Consider the following 16,491-nt stretch of genomic DNA (forward strand, 5'->3'; position numbering starts at 1 on the left):
GACCGAGCCCCCGCGCCGGGCCCGCGCCGACCTGTGGAAGCCGCGCCGGGCCTCCAGGCTGTGGAGGACGACGGCAGGGACGTGACGGACTGCGCCGGCCGCACGCTGCGGATCCAGCACCGGGGGGCAGACTGGCGGACGTGCCCACCCCACCCCGACTGAGCGACCTCTCCGGCCCGCGCGACGCCGACACCGGCTCGCTGCGGTCCCGGAGCCGGCGCTTCACCGAACTCCTCTCGATCGCCCGCCGCCACCACCTGGTGCCGTTTAGGCGGCTCGACTTCTCGCACGACCCCGCCACCTCGGACCTGCGCCGCGACCAGGCCGAGCACCTGCGCCGGGCGCTCGAGGAAGCCGGTGGCGGGTTCGTGAAGATGGGCCAGCTGCTCTCCACCCGCGACGACCTGCTCCCCGAGGAGTGGACCGAGGGGCTCGCGCACCTGCAGCGGAACGTCACGGCGGCCCCGGCGGACGAGGTCCGCGCGCTCCTCGAGCAGGAGCTCGGCGCCCCGGTCGACCAGGTCTTCGCGACGTTCGACCCGGTGCCCGTCGCAGCGGCGTCCATCGCGCAGGTGCACCGTGCCCGGCTGCCCGACGGCACCGCGGTCGCCGTCAAGGTGCAGCGGCCGGGGATCGACGCAGCGGTGCGCCGCGACGTGGACATCGCACTGCGGGTCGTCCGGTTCATGGCCCGGTGGTCGACCGAGGCACGGCAGGTGGGGGTGCAGGACATCGCGGCCCAGTACGCGGACGACCTGATCCGTCAGGTCGACTTCGTCTCGGAGCTCCGCAACCTCACCGCGCTGCGTGCGGCCCAGGCCCGCAGCGCGCGTCCGGACGAAGTCCGGTTCCCGGACCCCTACCCGGACCTGTCCGGCCGGCGGGTGCTCGTGATGGAGTTCCTGGAGGGCGACACGCTCAGCGCGATCCGCGCCGAGCGTTCCGAGCGCGACCTCGACGCGCCGATGCGCGCCATCCTCCGCGCCTTCCTGCGCCAGGTCGTCTTCGACGGCCTGTACCACGCGGACCTGCACCCGGGGAACGTCCTGGTGCTGCCCGACGGGCGGCCCGCGTTGATCGACTTCGGATCGGTCGGGAGGCTCGACCCGGGTCTCCGGGACACGGTCCAGGACCTGTTGGCCGCCTACCTGCAGGACGACACGTCGCGCATCGCCGATGCGGTCCTGCGGATGGCGCCCGTGCGCGATGCGCACGACGAGCCCGACTTCCGTCGGGACATCGCCCGGTTCGTCGCGGACGAGCTCGGCCCGGGTGCCCGCATCGGGGTCGAGACGGTGGACGACGCGGTCGAGGTCTTCGGCCGCTACCGGCTGAAGCCGCCGCCGGACTTCGTCGCCGCGGCCCGCGCCCTGGCCATCTTCGAGGGCACACTCCGCACGCTCGCGCCCTCGTTCGACCTGCTCGAGGAGTCCCGCGGGCTCGCCCGGGAGCAGATCACCGACCAGCTGCGACCCGGCAAACTGCGCGACCTCGCGGTGAAGGAGCTGCTCGGCGTCGTGTCGGCGGCCCGTCGGCTGCCGCGCCGGGTGGACCGCATCGGCGAGGCGATCGAGACCGGACGGTTCACCGTGAACATCCGGCTCTTCGCGGACAGCCGCGACCGGCAGCTCGTGTCCGGGATGATCCGGAGGATCCTGCTCGTGCTGCTCGGCGCCGGGGCGGGGGTCCTGGCGATCGTCTACCTGGCGCTCCCGGCACGGCCGACCGCTGCGCTGTCCACCGGCGTGGCCGGCGCGTTGCTCGGGGGAGCGGCGGTGGTGCTGCTCGCCTGGGCGGCGATCGACGCCTGGCGCGCCCGCCGGCGGCGCTGAGCGGGGCGTGCACGTCGCGCCGCAGTGGCGTGCACGCCCCGCCGCTGCGGCGTGGCGTGCACGCCCCGCCGCTGCGGCGCGCATGCTAGGCCGCTGGGGCGCGCATGCTCGGCCGCTGCGGCCGCCGCGCGGGCGTCCGCTACACTCGTCCGGGGCCGTCCGCGGCCCGAGGACACTTCACAACACGACCGAACGGGACACCGACGACTCATGGCCAGTACCACAGACATCAAGAACGGCGCCGTTCTCATCATCGACGGCCAGCTGTGGTCGGTCGTCGAGTTCCAGCACGTCAAGCCGGGCAAGGGCGGCGCGTTCGTCCGCACGAAGCTGAAGAACGTCGTCTCCGGCAAGGTCGTCGACCGCACGTTCAACGCCGGCGCGAAGATCGACACCGCCGTCGTCGACCGTCGTGACTACCAGTTCCTCTACGAGGACGGCGACTCCTACGTGTTCATGGACACCGACACGTACGACCAGATCCCGGTCTCGGCGACCGTGGTCGGCGACGCCAAGAACTACCTGCTCGAGTCCGCGATGGTCACCATCGCGATGAACGAGGGCAACCCGCTCTACGTCGAGCTCCCGACGTCGATCGTCACCGAGGTCGAGACCGAGCCCGGCCTGCAGGGCGACCGTTCCTCCGGCGGTACCAAGGACGCGACCATCATCGCGACCGGTCACCGCATCCAGGTCCCGCTGTACCTCGAGAGCGGCACCCTGGTGAAGATCGACACGCGCGACGGCAGCTTCCTCGGCCGCGTCAACTCCTAGGCGCTGACCGTATGAGTGCTCGTTCGAAGGCCCGCAAGCGCGCCCTCGACATGCTGTACGTGGCCGAGGTGCGCGAGCTGCCGATCGCCGACGTGCTCGCCACCGAGACGGTCCGGCACCTGGACCAGCCGGAGCGTGCCTCCAGCTGGGACTACGCACGCCAGATCGTCACGGGTGTCGACGACGCCCGGCACGAGATCGACGCCGTCATCGTCGACCACGCCCAGGGCTGGTCGATCGCCCGGATGCCGGTCCTCGACCGCTGCATCCTGCGCATGGCCGTCTGGGAGCTCCGGTTCAACCCGGAGGTGCCCGACGCAGTCGCGATCGCCGAGGCGGTCGAGCTCGCGCAGTCGCTGTCCACCGAGGACTCGGCGGGCTTCGTCAACGGCGTGCTCGGGGCCGTCGCCGGGGGTCGTGCACCGTCCGGTCGGACGGTCGCAGGAGACCAGGAGTCCCGGTAGGGTTGACCACGTCAGCATCCTTTAATGCCGTCCAGTGAGGCGGGGAAGGGGGTCGACGTGGGAACCAGAACGGTCCTGCAACAGCCCGACATCACGCGTGCCCTGACACGCATCGCGCACGAGATCCTCGAAGCCAACCACGGGGGCTCGGACCTCGTGCTCCTCGGCATCCCGACCCGCGGTGCCGTCCTGGCGGAACGCCTCGGCCGGATCCTCGCCGGCATCGAGCCGGAGTGGGCCTCGGCGGCCGGCGGCATCGGGACGGAGCGTGTCGGCACGCTCGACGTCACCATGCACCGCGACGACCTCGGCCACGGCATCGGCCGCGCGCCGCACCGGACGGTCATCCCCGCCGGCGGCATCGACGGCAAGGTCGTCGTGCTCGTCGATGACGTGCTGTACTCCGGCCGCACCGTCCGTGCCGCGCTCGACGCGTTGCAGGGCATCGGCCGGCCGCGTGCCGTCCGGCTCGCCGTGCTCGTCGACCGTGGGCACCGCGAGCTGCCGATCCGTGCGGACCACGTCGGCAAGAACCTGCCGACCGCGTCCGACGAGCGGGTCACGCTGCACCTGGCCGAGACCGACGGCGACGACACCGTCTTCATCGAGCAGGGGGTGGCGTGATGCGGCACCTGCTCTCCACCGCCGACCTGTCGCGTGACCAGGCCATCCACATCCTCGACGTCGCCGAGGAGATGGCCGAGGTGAACACGCGCGAGGTCCGGAAGCTCCCGGCCCTGCGTGGCAAGACCGTCGTGAACCTGTTCTTCGAGGACTCCACGCGCACGCGCATCTCGTTCGAGGCCGCCGCGAAGCGCCTGTCCGCCGACGTCCTGAACTTCGCGGCGAAGGGCTCGAGCGTGTCGAAGGGTGAATCCCTGAAGGACACCGTGCAGACCCTCGGCGCGATGGGCATCGACGGCATCGTGATGCGGCACGGCGCGTCCGGCGCCCCGCGGGTGCTCGCCGACGCCGACTGGATCGACGTGCCGGTGATCAACGCGGGTGACGGCACCCACGAGCACCCGACGCAGGCACTGCTCGACGCCTTCACCATGCGCCGCCGCCTGCACGGCGCCGGTTCGCGCGGCCAGGGCCTCGACGGCGTGCGGGTCCTGATCATCGGGGACGTGCTGCACAGCCGCGTCGCGCGGTCGAACGCCTGGCTGCTCAGCACCCTCGGCGCGAGCGTGACCTTCGCCGCGCCGCCGACGCTGCTGCCCGCCACGACGACGCCGTTCGGCGCCGCGGTGCACCACGACCTCGACGTCGCCCTGACCGAGGACCCGGACGTCGTCATGACGCTCCGCATCCAGCAGGAGCGCATGAACGACGCCTTCTTCCCGAACCCCCGCGAGTACACGCGGCACTGGGGCCTGACGGCGGCACGCTTCGGGCGGCTGTCCGAGCGCACGCTGATCATGCACCCCGGGCCGATGAACCGCGGGCTGGAGATCGCCGGCGTCGCCGCCGACGACCCACGCTCGACCGTCGTGGAGCAGGTCGAGAACGGCGTCTCCGTCCGGATGGCGGTCCTGTACCTCGCCCTGACCGGCAGCGCCGCCACCGGTACCGATCCGAAGGAGTCCGCCGTATGACCGCTCACCTGATCCGCGGCGCGCAGCTGGTCGACGGCTCGCGTGCCGACATCCGAACGGAGGGCGGGCGCATCACCGCGGTCGGGTCCGGTCTCGACGCGGCCGGCGCCACCACCGTGGATGCGGACGGCCTCATCGCCCTGCCCGGTCTCGTGGACCTCCACACGCACCTGCGCGAGCCCGGTCACGAGGAGTCCGAGACGGTCCTCACCGGCTCGCGTGCCGCGGCTGCGGGCGGGTTCACCGCCGTCAACGCGATGGCGAACTCGAGCCCCGTCGCGGACACCGCCGGGGTCGTCGAGCAGGTCCAGGCGCTCGGCGACGACGCCGGCTACGTCACGGTCCGCCCGATCGGCGCCGTGTCGCAGGGGCTGCAGGGCACGCACCTGTCCGAGATCGGTGCGATGGCGACCTCGCGGGCGAAGGTCCGGGTGTTCTCCGACGACGGGTCCTGCGTCGCCGACCCGCTGCTCATGCGCCGCGCACTCGAGTACATCAAGGGCTTCGGCGGTGTGCTCGCACAGCACGCCCAGGAGCCCCGACTGACCATCGGCGCGCAGATGAACGAGGGCCGGCTGTCCTCGGAGCTCGGCCTCGCCGGCTGGCCCGCCGTCGCGGAAGAGGCGATCATCGCCCGCGACGTCCTGCTCGCCGACCACGTCGGGGCACGCCTGCACGTCTGCCACGTCTCGACGGCGGGCAGTGTCGAGGTGATCCGCTGGGCGAAGTCCCGCGGCATCGACGTCACGGCCGAGGTCACCCCGCACCACCTGGTGCTCACCGAGGACCTGATCGCCGGGCACGACGGTGCCCCCGGGTACGACGCCCGTTACAAGGTGAACCCCCCGCTCCGCGCGAGCGAGGACGTCGAGGCGCTCCGTGCGGCCCTGGCCGACGGCACCATCGACATCGTCGCGACCGACCACGCTCCGCACACCGCCGAGGCGAAGTGCTGCGAGTGGCCCGCCGCCGCGAACGGCATGGTCGGGCTCGAGTCCGCACTCAGCGTCGTGCAGGCCGCCGTGGTCGACGACGGCCGGCTCGACTGGGCCGACGTCGCCCGGGTGCTGTCCGAGGCACCGGCGCGGATCGGCCAGGTCGAGGGGCACGGGCAGCGGATCGCCGAGGGAGCCCCCGCCGAGATCACGCTCTACGACCCGTCGGCCAGCCGCGAGTTCGCGGTCACCGACCTCGCCGGACAGTCGCAGAACTCGCCGTACCTCGGCATGACGCTGCCCGGCCGGGTCGTCGCCACCTTCCACCAGGGGTACACGACGGTGCTCGACGGCCGGGTCGTCGACGCGGAGACGATCGCGGCGCACGCTGCGGCACTGCGGACCGGGGCGCGCGCATGAGCGGCGACGCGCAGCGCTGGCTCCTCGGCGCGGTGATCCTGCTCGCCGTCGCCGCCCTGTTCGTCGCCATGGCACGCACCTGGCGGACCCGGACCGAGCGGCAGGCCGAGGCCGTGCCTCCAGTCCGTGTGCCGGCCGACCTGGCACCGGCGGTCGGGTCGTGGGACGGGTTCACCGTCGCGACGACCCGCGCCGACCAGCCGCTGGAACGCATCACCGCAGGCGGCCTCGGGTTCCGCGGCCGCGGCGGGGTGACGGTCCACGCGACCGGCGTGGTGATGCGCCTCGCCGGTACCGACGACCGCTGGATCGCGCGCGACGCGGTCCGTGGCGCCGACCGCTCCACGTGGGCGATCGACCGAGTGGTCGAGCCCGGGGGACTGGTCCGTCTGCGATGGACGGCGACCGGCGCCGCAGGTGCGACGGACCTGGACACCTACTTCCGGTTCCCGGAGGGCGACGCTGCTGCGCTGCACGCCCTGCAGGGACTGACCGAGACCGGGCCGCAGGCGACTGCGGCCGATGCTCCGCGAACCGCGGGCGAAGGGAAGAACGCATGACACGCGAACGGGCCGTCCTGGTCCTCGAAGACGGCACCCGGTACGACGGCTGGGCCTACGGCGCCCGTGGGCGCACGCTCGGTGAGGTGGTCTTCGCGACCGGCATGACCGGCTACCAGGAGACGCTGACCGACCCCTCCTACGCCGGACAGATCGTGGTGCAGACCGCGCCGCACATCGGCAACACCGGGGTGAACGACGAGGACCCCGAGTCCCGTCGCATCTGGGTCGCCGGGTACGTGGTGCGAGACCCCAGCCGCGTGGTGTCGAACCACCGTGCGAACGCCACGCTCGACGAGCACCTGGTGCGCGACGGCATCGTCGGCATCTCCGGCATCGACACCCGCGCCCTCACCCGCCGCATCCGCGACGCCGGTGCCATGAAGGGCGGCGTCTTCAGCGGTGCCGACGCGGCGCTGTCGGAGTCGGAGCAGCTGGACGCCGTCCGGTCGCAGGCCACGATGGCCGGTGCGAGCTTCTCGGCGGTCGTGTCCACCCCGGAGACCTACGTCGTCCCCGCCGTCGGCGAGCAGATCGGCACGCTGGCCGTGCTCGACCTGGGCGTGAAGGCCTCGACCACCCGGTACCTCGCCGCCCGCGGATTCGAGGTGCACGTGGTCCCGCAGGACATCTCCGCTCGCGATCTGGAAGCCCTGGCACCGGACGCCCTGTTCTACTCGAACGGCCCAGGCGACCCCGCCGCGTCGGACGCACAGGTGGAACTGCTGCAGGACAGCCTGCGCACGGGCCGCCCGTTCTTCGGTATCTGCTTCGGCAACCAGCTGCTCGGCCGTGCCCTCGGCTTCGGCACCTACAAGCTGCCCTTCGGCCACCGCGGCATCAACCAGCCGGTGCTCGACACGACCACGGGCAAGGTCGAGATCACGAGCCAGAACCACGGTTTCGCGGTCGACGCGCCCCTCGGCGAGGTCCTCGAGTCGCCGGCCGGGTTCGGTCGGGTCGAGGTCTCGCACTACTCGCTGAACGACAACGTCGTCGAGGGTCTCCGCGCGCTCGACGTGCCGGCGTTCAGCGTGCAGTACCACCCCGAGGCCGCCGCTGGGCCGCACGACAGCATGTACCTCTTCGACCGGTTCGCGGACATGGTGCGCGAGCGTCGCGACGGGGAGCCGCTCGACGCGGCCACCGCAGACGCCACGACCCCCGCAGCAGACATCACCAAGGAAGCGAACTGATGCCCAAGCGCGCAGACATCAACTCCGTCCTCGTCATCGGTTCCGGCCCGATCGTCATCGGTCAGGCCGCCGAGTTCGACTACTCCGGCACCCAGGCGTGCCGCGTCCTCCGGGCCGAGGGCGTCCGGGTCATCCTGGTCAACCCGAACCCGGCGACGATCATGACCGACCCCGACTTCGCCGACGCGACGTACATCGAGCCGATCACGAACGCGTCGCTCGAGGAGATCATCCGCATCGAGAAGCCGGACGCCGTCCTGCCGACCCTCGGCGGCCAGACCGCCCTGAACGCGGCCATCGCGCTCGACGAGGCCGGCATCCTCGCGAAGCACGGCGTCGAGCTCATCGGCGCCAAGGTCGAGGCGATCCAGCGCGGCGAGGACCGCCAGCTCTTCAAGGAGCTCGTCCTCGAGTCCGGCGCCGACGTCGCCCGCAGCCACATCGCGCACACGCTCGAAGAAGCGAAGGAGTTCGCGAAGGACCTCGGGTACCCGCTGGTCGTCCGTCCGTCGTTCACGATGGGCGGCCTCGGCTCGGGCTTCGCGTACAACGAGGAAGAACTCGTCCGCTTCGTCGGCGACGGGCTGCAGTCCAGCCCGACCACCGAGGTCCTGCTCGAGGAATCCATCCTCGGCTGGAAGGAGTACGAGCTCGAGCTGATGCGCGACAACTACGACAACACCGTCGTCATCTGCTCCATCGAGAACGTCGACCCGGTCGGTGTCCACACCGGTGACTCGATCACGGTCGCCCCCGCGCTGACCCTGACCGACCGCGAGTACCAGAACATGCGGAACATCGGCATCGACATCATCCGTCGCGTCGGCGTCGACACCGGTGGCTGCAACATCCAGTTCGCCGTCGACCCGTCCAACGGCCGCGTCATCGTCATCGAGATGAACCCCCGCGTGTCACGCTCGTCGGCCCTCGCGTCGAAGGCCACGGGCTTCCCGATCGCCAAGATCGCCGCGAAGCTCGCCATCGGCTACCGCCTGGACGAGATCGAGAACGACATCACGAAGGTCACCCCGGCGAGCTTCGAGCCGACGCTCGACTACGTGGTCGTGAAGACCCCGCGGTTCGCGTTCGAGAAGTTCCCGGCCGCCGACGCCACCCTGACCACGACGATGAAGAGCGTCGGCGAGGCCATGGCCATCGGGCGGAACTACGCCACCGCACTGCAGAAGTCGTTGCGCTCGCTCGAGAAGCGCGGATCGAGCTTCCACTGGGACACCCCGGCGGCCGAGCTCGACAAGGACGCCCTGCTGACGAAGTCGTCGATCCCCACCGACGGTCGCATCGTGACGGTCCAGCAGGCCCTGGTCGCGGGTGCCACCGCGGCCGAGGTCTTCGAGGCCACCAAGATCGACCCCTGGTTCATCGACCAGATCGTGCTCATCAACGAGGTCGCCGAAGAGGTCCGGGCCGCCGAGTCCCTCGACGCGGACACCCTGCGCTGGGCGAAGGAGCACGGCTTCAGCGACACCCAGATCGCGAGCCTGCGCAGCACGGACTCGGCGCCGGTCTCCGAGCAGCAGGTCCGTGACGAGCGGCACGCCCAGGGCATCCGCCCCGTCTTCAAGACCGTCGACACCTGCGCCGGCGAGTTCCCCGCCCTGACGCCGTACCACTACTCGTCGTACGACACCGAGACCGAGATCACGCCGAGCGACCGCAAGAAGGTCGTGATCCTCGGCTCCGGCCCGAACCGCATCGGACAGGGCGTCGAGTTCGACTACTCCTGCGTGCACGCGTCCTTCGCGCTGAGCGCCGCCGGGTTCGAGACGATCATGATCAACTGCAACCCCGAGACCGTGTCGACCGACTACGACACCTCGGACCGCCTGTACTTCGAGCCCCTGACCGCCGAGGACGTCCTCGAGGTCATCGAGGCCGAGGCGGCGTCCGGCGAACTCGTCGGCGTCGTCGTGCAGCTCGGTGGCCAGACCGCCCTCGGCCTGGCGAAGCCGCTCGAGGCCGCGGGCATCCCGATCCTCGGCACCAGCCCCACCGCGATCGACTCGGCCGAGGAGCGCGGGCAGTTCTCCGCCATCCTCGACGCCGCCGGTCTGCTCGCACCGCGGAACGGCACGGCCCACGACCTGGCGAGCGCCACCACGGTGGCCGAGGAGATCGGGTACCCGGTCCTCGTCCGCCCGTCGTTCGTGCTCGGCGGCCGCGGCATGGAGATCCTCTACGACTCCCCGTCGCTCGCGGACTACTTCGACCGGATGGCCGACCAGGCGATCATCGGCCCGGAGCTCCCGCTGCTGGTCGACCGGTTCCTCGACGACGCCGTGGAGATCGACGTCGACGCGCTCTTCGACGGCGAGCGGCTCTACATCGGCGGCATCATGGAGCACCTCGAAGAGGCCGGCATCCACTCCGGCGACTCGGCCTGCACCCTGCCCCCGGTCGGCCTCGGCCGCGCCGAGATCCAGGGCGTGGTGGACGCGACCGAGAAGATCGCCCGAGGCATCGGCGTGCAGGGCCTGCTCAACGTCCAGTTCGCCATCGGCGCCGGCGTGCTCTACGTCCTGGAGGCGAACCCGCGCGCCAGCCGCACGGTCCCGTTCGTCTCGAAGGCGCTCGGCATCCCGCTGGCGAAGGCCGCGTCACGCATCATGACCGGAACCACGGTCGCCGAGCTCGTCGCCGAGGGCATGCTGCCCGAGCGCGACGGTGCCTTCGTGCCCGCGCAGTCGCCGGTCGCCGTGAAGGAGGCCGTGCTGCCCTTCCGCCGCTTCCGCACCCGCGAGGGCCAGGTCGTCGACTCGGTGCTCAGCCCCGAGATGCGCTCGACCGGCGAGGTCATGGGCATCGACCGCGACTTCCCGCGGGCGTTCCTCAAGTCGCAGGACGCCGCCTACGGCGGCCTGCCGACCAGTGGCACGGTCTTCGTGAGCGTCGCCGACACCGACAAGCGCGCGATCGTGCTGCCGGTGCACCGTCTGCAGCAGCTCGGCTTCACGATCATCGCGACCGAGGGCACGGCGGAGATCCTCCGCCGCAACGGCATCGAGGTCGGGATCGTCGGCAAGTACAGCCAGGGCGGCGAGAGCGTCGTCGACCTGCTGACGCGCAACGAGGTCGACATCGTCATCAACACGCCGTCGGGTGCCGCCGGTCGTGCGGACGGGTACGAGATCCGTGCGGCCACGGTCGCCGCGGACAAGCCGCTGTTCACGACGATCGCGCAGATCGGCGCGGCCGTCGCGGCGATCGAGACGATCGGCACGCCGCTCAACGTCCGCAGCCTGCAGGACTACGCGCTCGAGCGCGCGACCTGGTGACGGCTGCCAGCGTGGGCACGACCCGCTCAGGAGGCCCGGCCTCCTTCGGCGATCGGCTCGCGTCCGCGATGCGCGAGCGTTCACCGCTCTGCGTCGGCATCGACCCCCACGCCGCCACCCTGGCGGCGTGGGGGCTCGCCCGCGACGAGCGGGGGCTCACCACGTTCGGCGCGACGCTGGTCGACGCGGCCGCCGGCCGTGCGGCGATCGTGAAGCCGCAGGTCGCCTTCTTCGAGGCGGCGGGGGTGCCGGGCTACCGCGCGCTCGACGCGACGATCCGTCGGGCACGCGATGCGGGCCTCCTGGTCGTCGCCGACGTGAAGCGGGGCGACATCGGGACCACCGGTGACGACTACGCGCTCGCGTGGCTGGACCGTGACGGGCCGTTCGCGGCCGACGCGATGACCGTGTCGCCGTACCTCGGCTACGGCTCGCTCCGGGGCACGATCGACGTCGCGCGCCGGAACGGTGCCGGGGTCTTCGTGCTCGCGGCGACGAGCAACCCCGAGGCCCGGGTGCTGCAGACCGCGGTGCTGGCCGAGGGACCGCGTACCGGCCGGACGGTCGCTGCCGGTATCGTCTTGGACGTGGCAGACGACAACCGGTCCGTGGGCGATCAGGCCCTCGGCGACGTCGGGCTCGTGCTCGGCGCGACCCTTCACCTCGACGACTTCGGCATCGACGCGGACGCGATCGGCACCGCGCCGGTCCTCGCCCCGGGCTTCGGCGCCCAGGGCGCCCGCATCGAGGACCTCCGCGCGCTGTACGGCAGCCGTGCCGAGCAGGTGCTCGTGAGCGAGTCCCGCGGCCTCCTGACCGACGGTCCGGACGGCGTCGCGGCGCTCGTCGCCGACCGTGCCGACCGCATCCGTACCGCTCTGGTGGCGGCAGCGTGACCGACGAGCACGAGGGCCTGCCTGCCCACCGCACCCCACCTGAGGTCGACCGCGTCGCCGCGGCGAAGGCCGCCGTCGCCGCGCGACGCGCCCGGGCCGCGGTGAAGACCGCGATCGCGTCGGGGGAGCGCTCCGCACTCGACGTCGCCCGTGCCGCCTGGGACGCCTCGCTGGTCGAGACGACCTCGGCCGAGCGTTCGCTCCGGGTCCGTGACCTGCTCGTCAGCCTGCCGGGAATCGGCCCCGCGCGGGCCGAGGCGATCATGGGGTCCCTGCGCATCGCACCGTCGAAGCGCCTCGGTGGCCTGGGCACCCGGCAGCGGACCGCCCTGGCGGACTGGCTCGCCGCCCGCGGTCGCAAGCGTGGCGCCTCGAAGCTCGTCGTGCTCGCCGGACCCACCGCGGTCGGCAAGGGCACGGTCAGCGCGCACATCCGACAGCACTACCCGGACGTCAACCTCAGCGTCTCCGCCACCACCCGGAAGCCCCGTCCCGGCGAGGTCGACGGCGTGCACTACTACTTCGTGGACGACGCCGAGTTCGACCGCATGATCCGCGACCGCGAGCTGCTCGAGTGGGCGACCGTGCACAACTCGTACCGCTACGGCACCCCGCGCCCGCCCATCGACCGCGCGCTCGACGCCGGCGAGAAGGTCATGCTCGAGATCGACCTGCAGGGCGCCCGGCAGGTCCGTGACGCCATGCCCGAGGCGGTGCTCGTGTTCCTGCTGCCCCCGACGTGGGAGGAACTGGTGCGCCGGCTCATCGGCCGCGGCACCGAATCCGCGGAGGAACAAGCGCGTCGTCTCGAGACCGCGAAGGTCGAGCTGGCCGCGCAGGACGAGTTCGACGTGCGGATCGTGAACTCCGATGTCGGCACCGCAGCACGTGAGGTCGTAGACTTGTTCTCTGCGCCCTGACGGGTGCACTGACTTCGAGGAGACACCATGGCCAACCCCCAGGGCATCATCGACCCGCCCATCGACGACCTGCTCAGCAAGGTCGAGTCGAAGTACGCGCTCGTCATCTTCGCGTCGAAGCGCGCCCGCCAGATCAACGACTACTACGCCGACCTGCACGAGGGCTCGCTCTTCGACAACGTCGGACCGCTCGTCGACTCGACGATCGACGACAAGCCGCTGTCCGTCGCGCTCCACGAGATCAACGAGGACAAGCTCACCGTCACCAAGCAGCAGCAGCCCACCGACTGATCCCGGTGACTGCAGCTGCTCTCCGCCTCTTCACGTCCGAGTCGGTGACCGAGGGGCACCCCGACAAGATCTGTGACCAGATCTCGGACAGCATCCTCGACGCACTGCTGACGGTCGACCCGAACGCGCGCGTCGCCGTCGAGACGATGGTGACCACCGGGCTCGTGCACGTCGCGGGCGAGGTCACGACCTCCGGGTACGTCGAGATCCCCAAGCTCGTCCGTGACGTCATCACCGGCATCGGCTACAACTCGTCGGACGTCTCGTTCGACGGTGCCACGTGCGGTGTGGAGGTCTCGATCGGCGCGCAGTCGCCGGACATCGCGCAGGGTGTGGACGAGTCGCTCGACTCCCGCACCGGTGCGGTCGACCCGCTCGACCGCCAGGGCGCCGGCGACCAGGGCATCATGTTCGGCTTCGCGACGAACGAGACCCCCGAGTACATGCCGGTCGCGATCTGGTTGGCACACCGCCTGGCCGAGCGTCTGGCCGCGGTCCGCAAGTCGGGCGAGCTGTCGTTCCTGCGCCCGGACGGCAAGACCCAGGTCACCATCGGGTACGACGGCGTCGTGCCGAAGACCGTCGAGACCGTCGTGCTCTCCACGCAGCACGCGCCGAGCGTCACGCTCGACGAGCTCACCGCGGCGATCACCGAGCACGTGATCCGTCCGGTCCTCGACCTGGTCGACCTCGACTCGTCGCACGTCGACGTCATCGTGAACCCGACCGGTCGGTTCGAGATCGGTGGCCCCCAGGGCGACGCCGGGCTCACCGGCCGCAAGGTGATCGTCGACACGTACGGCGGGGCCTCCCGTCACGGTGGCGGCGCGTTCAGCGGCAAGGACCCGTCGAAGGTCGACCGTTCGGCGGCGTACGCGCTGCGCTGGGTCGCCAAGAACGCGGTCGCCGCGGGGCTGGCCGACCGGCTCGAGGTGCAGGTCGCGTACGCGATCGGCCGCGCGAAGCCCGTCGGACTCTACGTCGAGACCTTCGGCACCGGACACGTCGACGACGCAACGATCGAGGCCGCCATCCGCCAGGTGTTCGACCTGCGTCCGGCCGCGATCATCCGCGACCTCGACCTGCTCCGACCGATCTACGCGCAGACCGCGACCTACGGCCACTTCGGCCGCGAGCTCCCCGGGTTCACGTGGGAGCAGCTCGACCGTGTCGAGGAACTCCGCGCCGCCGCAGGACTCGTCGCCGCGACCGTCTGAAGCACGCGTGACCACCGTCGCGCGCGTCGTCCTCGACTCGCCGCTCCCGCAGTTGGACCGTCTGTTCGACTACCGGGTGCCGGCCGAGCTCGAGGACGACTGCGTCGCGGGGGTCCGCGTGAAGGTGCCGTTGCGCACCGGTGCCCGCATGTCCGACGGGTACGTGGTCGAGATCGTCACCGAGGGTGAGTACCCGGGGGAACTCAGCCAGATCGAGGCCGTGCTGTCGCCGGTGCCCGTCCTGGCGCCGGAGATCTGGACCCTCGCGCGCGCCGTCGCCGACCGGGCCGCGGGTGTCGCCTCCGACGTCCTGCGCCTCGCCGTGCCCCCGCGGCAGGTGCGCGCCGAGAAGGCCTGGCTCGCCCGGGACACCGCGTGGTCGCCCCCGCCGGTGACCGCCCCGCCCGTCACCGGCTACGCCGACGGCGTCCTGGAGGCCGTGGTGACGGAGCACGGACGCGCCGCGGTCGCCGCCGTGCCCCAGCCCGTGGCGTTGGGTGACGCGGACGAGCCGGTCTGGGTGCCGGGGTGGGCCGCGACGCTCGCCCAGGCTGCCGCGCACACGGTGGCGGCCGAGCAGTCCGCGGTGATCGCCGTGCCGGACTTCCGCGACGTCATCGACCTCGAGCGTGCCCTGCTCGCCGTGCTGCCACCGGAGCGGGTGGTGCGGTTCGACGCCAAGCAGACGAACGGGCAGCGCGCGAAGGCCCTGCTGCAGGCCCGCACGCACCCGGTGGTCGCGATCGGCAACCGCACGGCGATGTACGCGCCGGCGACCGACCTGGGCCTCATCGCGATGTGGGACGACGGCGACGCCTCGTTCATCGAGCAGCGCGCCCCCTACGTGCACACCCGCGACGTCGCGCTGGTGCGGGCCGCACAGTCCGGTGCCGCGCTGCTGTTCGTGTCACACGCGCGGAGCACGGACGTACAGCGCCTGGTCGAGCTGCACTGGCTGCAGGACGTCGTGCCGTACCGCGTGAAGACCCCGAAGGTCATCCCCACCGTGCAGCAGACCGGAGCGGAGGGGTTCGCCGCACAGGCGCGCATCCCGAGTTCCGCCTGGCGAGCCGCGCGCGAGGCCAGCCAGCGCGGTGCCGTCCTGGTGCAGGTCGCGAGCCCGGGCTTCGGCACCGGGTTGGTCTGTGCCGAGTGCGGCGAACGCGCGCACTGTCGCGTCTGCGGCGGGCCGCTCGGCAGCCCGCACCGCGGCGCCACGCCCCAGTGCCGGTTCTGCGGCGCGCTGGCTGTCGGGTTCCGCTGCCCGACGTGCGGCAACGGCACCGTCAAGCCGGTCGGCCAGGGGGCGCAACGGACGGCCGACGAACTCGGGCGCGCGTTCCCGGGCACGCGGATCGTCGTCGCCGACGGCTCACGCCCGCTCGACGAGGTCCCCGCCCGCCCGTCCGTGGTGGTCGCCACCCGGGGGGCCGAGCCGTCGGTGCCGGGGGGCTACGCGTGCGTGCTGCTGCTCGACGGCGAGAAGATGCTCGCCCGCGAAGGGCTGCGCGTGCAGGAGGACGTCCTGCGCTTCTGGACGAACGCCGCGGCGAAGTCGGCTCCCGGCGCGGAGGTGTACCTGGTCGGGATCGGCGGGCCGCTCGCGTCGGCGATGGCCCTGTGGCGACTCGACGGGCCGGCACACGACGAACTGACCGACCGCCGTGAGCTGCACTTCCCACCGGCGGTCCGGGTGGCGACGATGACCGGCACCGACGAGGCCGTCACCGCCGCGGTCGAGGCCCTCGGCGACGCCGTCGTCGGTCCTGTGCTCGGGCCGGTGCCGGTGGAGGACGACGCCCTGCCCGGCACGGTCCGGGCGATCGTGCGGTTCCCGTACGCACACGGGGCGGAGGTCGCGGCGACGCTGAAGGCCGAGGTCATCCGGCGCTCCTCGACGCGGCGCGTGCTCAAGGGCGGCAACCGCCGACGGGCCGCCCCGACCCTCCGGGTGCGGCTCGACGACGCGGAGCCGTTCTCCGAGGTCTGAGCCGGCCGGTCCCGCGTGGGCCCGATTGCTGCCCGACGCAGAACGACACCGTCGACGTCGTGCGACGTCGGCGGTGTCGTTCGGGGTCTGCCGCATTGCTGCGAC

At 71.9% G+C, this 16,491-nt stretch carries 14 protein-coding genes; all 14 read left to right on the forward strand.

The window, feature by feature from the left end:
• The first annotated feature begins 140 nt into the window (after positions 1–140).
• Positions 141–1,832, forward strand: a complete 1,692-nt coding sequence (locus KK087_RS14090) for an ABC1 kinase family protein (RefSeq protein ID WP_214566127.1) — start codon at positions 141–143, stop codon at positions 1,830–1,832.
• Positions 1,833–2,042: 210 nt separating this feature from the next.
• Positions 2,043–2,606, forward strand: coding sequence for an elongation factor P (efp, locus tag KK087_RS14095; RefSeq protein WP_017887175.1), 564 nt, complete (start codon positions 2,043–2,045; stop codon positions 2,604–2,606).
• A gap of 11 nt (positions 2,607–2,617) precedes the next feature.
• A complete protein-coding gene (nusB, locus tag KK087_RS14100; protein ID WP_017887176.1) occupies positions 2,618–3,070 on the forward strand; it encodes a transcription antitermination factor NusB in 453 nt (150 codons plus the stop codon).
• Positions 3,071–3,094: 24 nt separating this feature from the next.
• Positions 3,095–3,694, forward strand: a complete 600-nt coding sequence (gene pyrR, locus KK087_RS14105) for a bifunctional pyr operon transcriptional regulator/uracil phosphoribosyltransferase PyrR (protein ID WP_250893317.1) — start codon at positions 3,095–3,097, stop codon at positions 3,692–3,694.
• Entirely contained in the window at positions 3,694–4,668 is a 975-nt protein-coding gene (locus KK087_RS14110) for an aspartate carbamoyltransferase catalytic subunit (protein WP_214566180.1), read from the forward strand. Before pyrR ends, KK087_RS14110 begins: the two co-directional genes overlap by 1 nt.
• The gene (locus KK087_RS14115; RefSeq protein WP_214566129.1) at positions 4,665–6,023 is read left to right on the forward strand and encodes a dihydroorotase; all 1,359 of its coding nucleotides are present in this window, start codon (positions 4,665–4,667) and stop codon (positions 6,021–6,023) included. Before KK087_RS14110 ends, KK087_RS14115 begins: the two co-directional genes overlap by 4 nt.
• Positions 6,020–6,583 carry a PH-like domain-containing protein gene (locus KK087_RS14120; RefSeq protein ID WP_214566132.1) on the forward strand — a complete coding sequence of 188 codons (564 nt, stop codon included), beginning with the start codon at positions 6,020–6,022 and terminating at the stop codon, positions 6,581–6,583. The genes KK087_RS14115 and KK087_RS14120 overlap by 4 nt, the downstream gene beginning before the upstream one ends.
• Positions 6,580–7,779, forward strand: coding sequence for a glutamine-hydrolyzing carbamoyl-phosphate synthase small subunit (carA, locus tag KK087_RS14125; RefSeq protein WP_214530916.1), 1,200 nt, complete (start codon positions 6,580–6,582; stop codon positions 7,777–7,779). Before KK087_RS14120 ends, carA begins: the two co-directional genes overlap by 4 nt.
• Positions 7,779–11,072: a carbamoyl-phosphate synthase large subunit gene (gene carB, locus KK087_RS14130; protein WP_214566138.1), complete on the forward strand. Its 3,294-nt coding sequence runs from the start codon at positions 7,779–7,781 to the stop codon at positions 11,070–11,072. The genes carA and carB overlap by 1 nt, the downstream gene beginning before the upstream one ends.
• Positions 11,069–11,968 carry an orotidine-5'-phosphate decarboxylase gene (gene pyrF / locus KK087_RS14135; RefSeq protein ID WP_214566140.1) on the forward strand — a complete coding sequence of 300 codons (900 nt, stop codon included), beginning with the start codon at positions 11,069–11,071 and terminating at the stop codon, positions 11,966–11,968. Before carB ends, pyrF begins: the two co-directional genes overlap by 4 nt.
• Positions 11,965–12,888, forward strand: coding sequence for a guanylate kinase (gene gmk, locus KK087_RS14140; protein ID WP_307860072.1), 924 nt, complete (start codon positions 11,965–11,967; stop codon positions 12,886–12,888). Before pyrF ends, gmk begins: the two co-directional genes overlap by 4 nt.
• Before the next feature lie 27 nt (positions 12,889–12,915).
• On the forward strand, positions 12,916–13,179 hold the full coding sequence (gene rpoZ / locus KK087_RS14145) for a DNA-directed RNA polymerase subunit omega (RefSeq protein WP_017887186.1): 264 nt from the start codon (positions 12,916–12,918) through the stop codon (positions 13,177–13,179).
• Positions 13,180–13,184: 5 nt separating this feature from the next.
• A complete protein-coding gene (gene metK / locus KK087_RS14150) occupies positions 13,185–14,396 on the forward strand; it encodes a methionine adenosyltransferase (RefSeq protein ID WP_214566143.1) in 1,212 nt (403 codons plus the stop codon).
• 7 nt (positions 14,397–14,403) lie between these two features.
• Entirely contained in the window at positions 14,404–16,386 is a 1,983-nt protein-coding gene (locus tag KK087_RS14155) for a primosomal protein N' family DNA-binding protein (protein ID WP_214566145.1), read from the forward strand.
• Positions 16,387–16,491: the final 105 nt, after the last annotated feature.

The sequence above is a fragment of the Curtobacterium aurantiacum genome (genome assembly GCF_018598555.1).
Lineage (GTDB): Bacteria > Actinomycetota > Actinomycetes > Actinomycetales > Microbacteriaceae > Curtobacterium > Curtobacterium aurantiacum.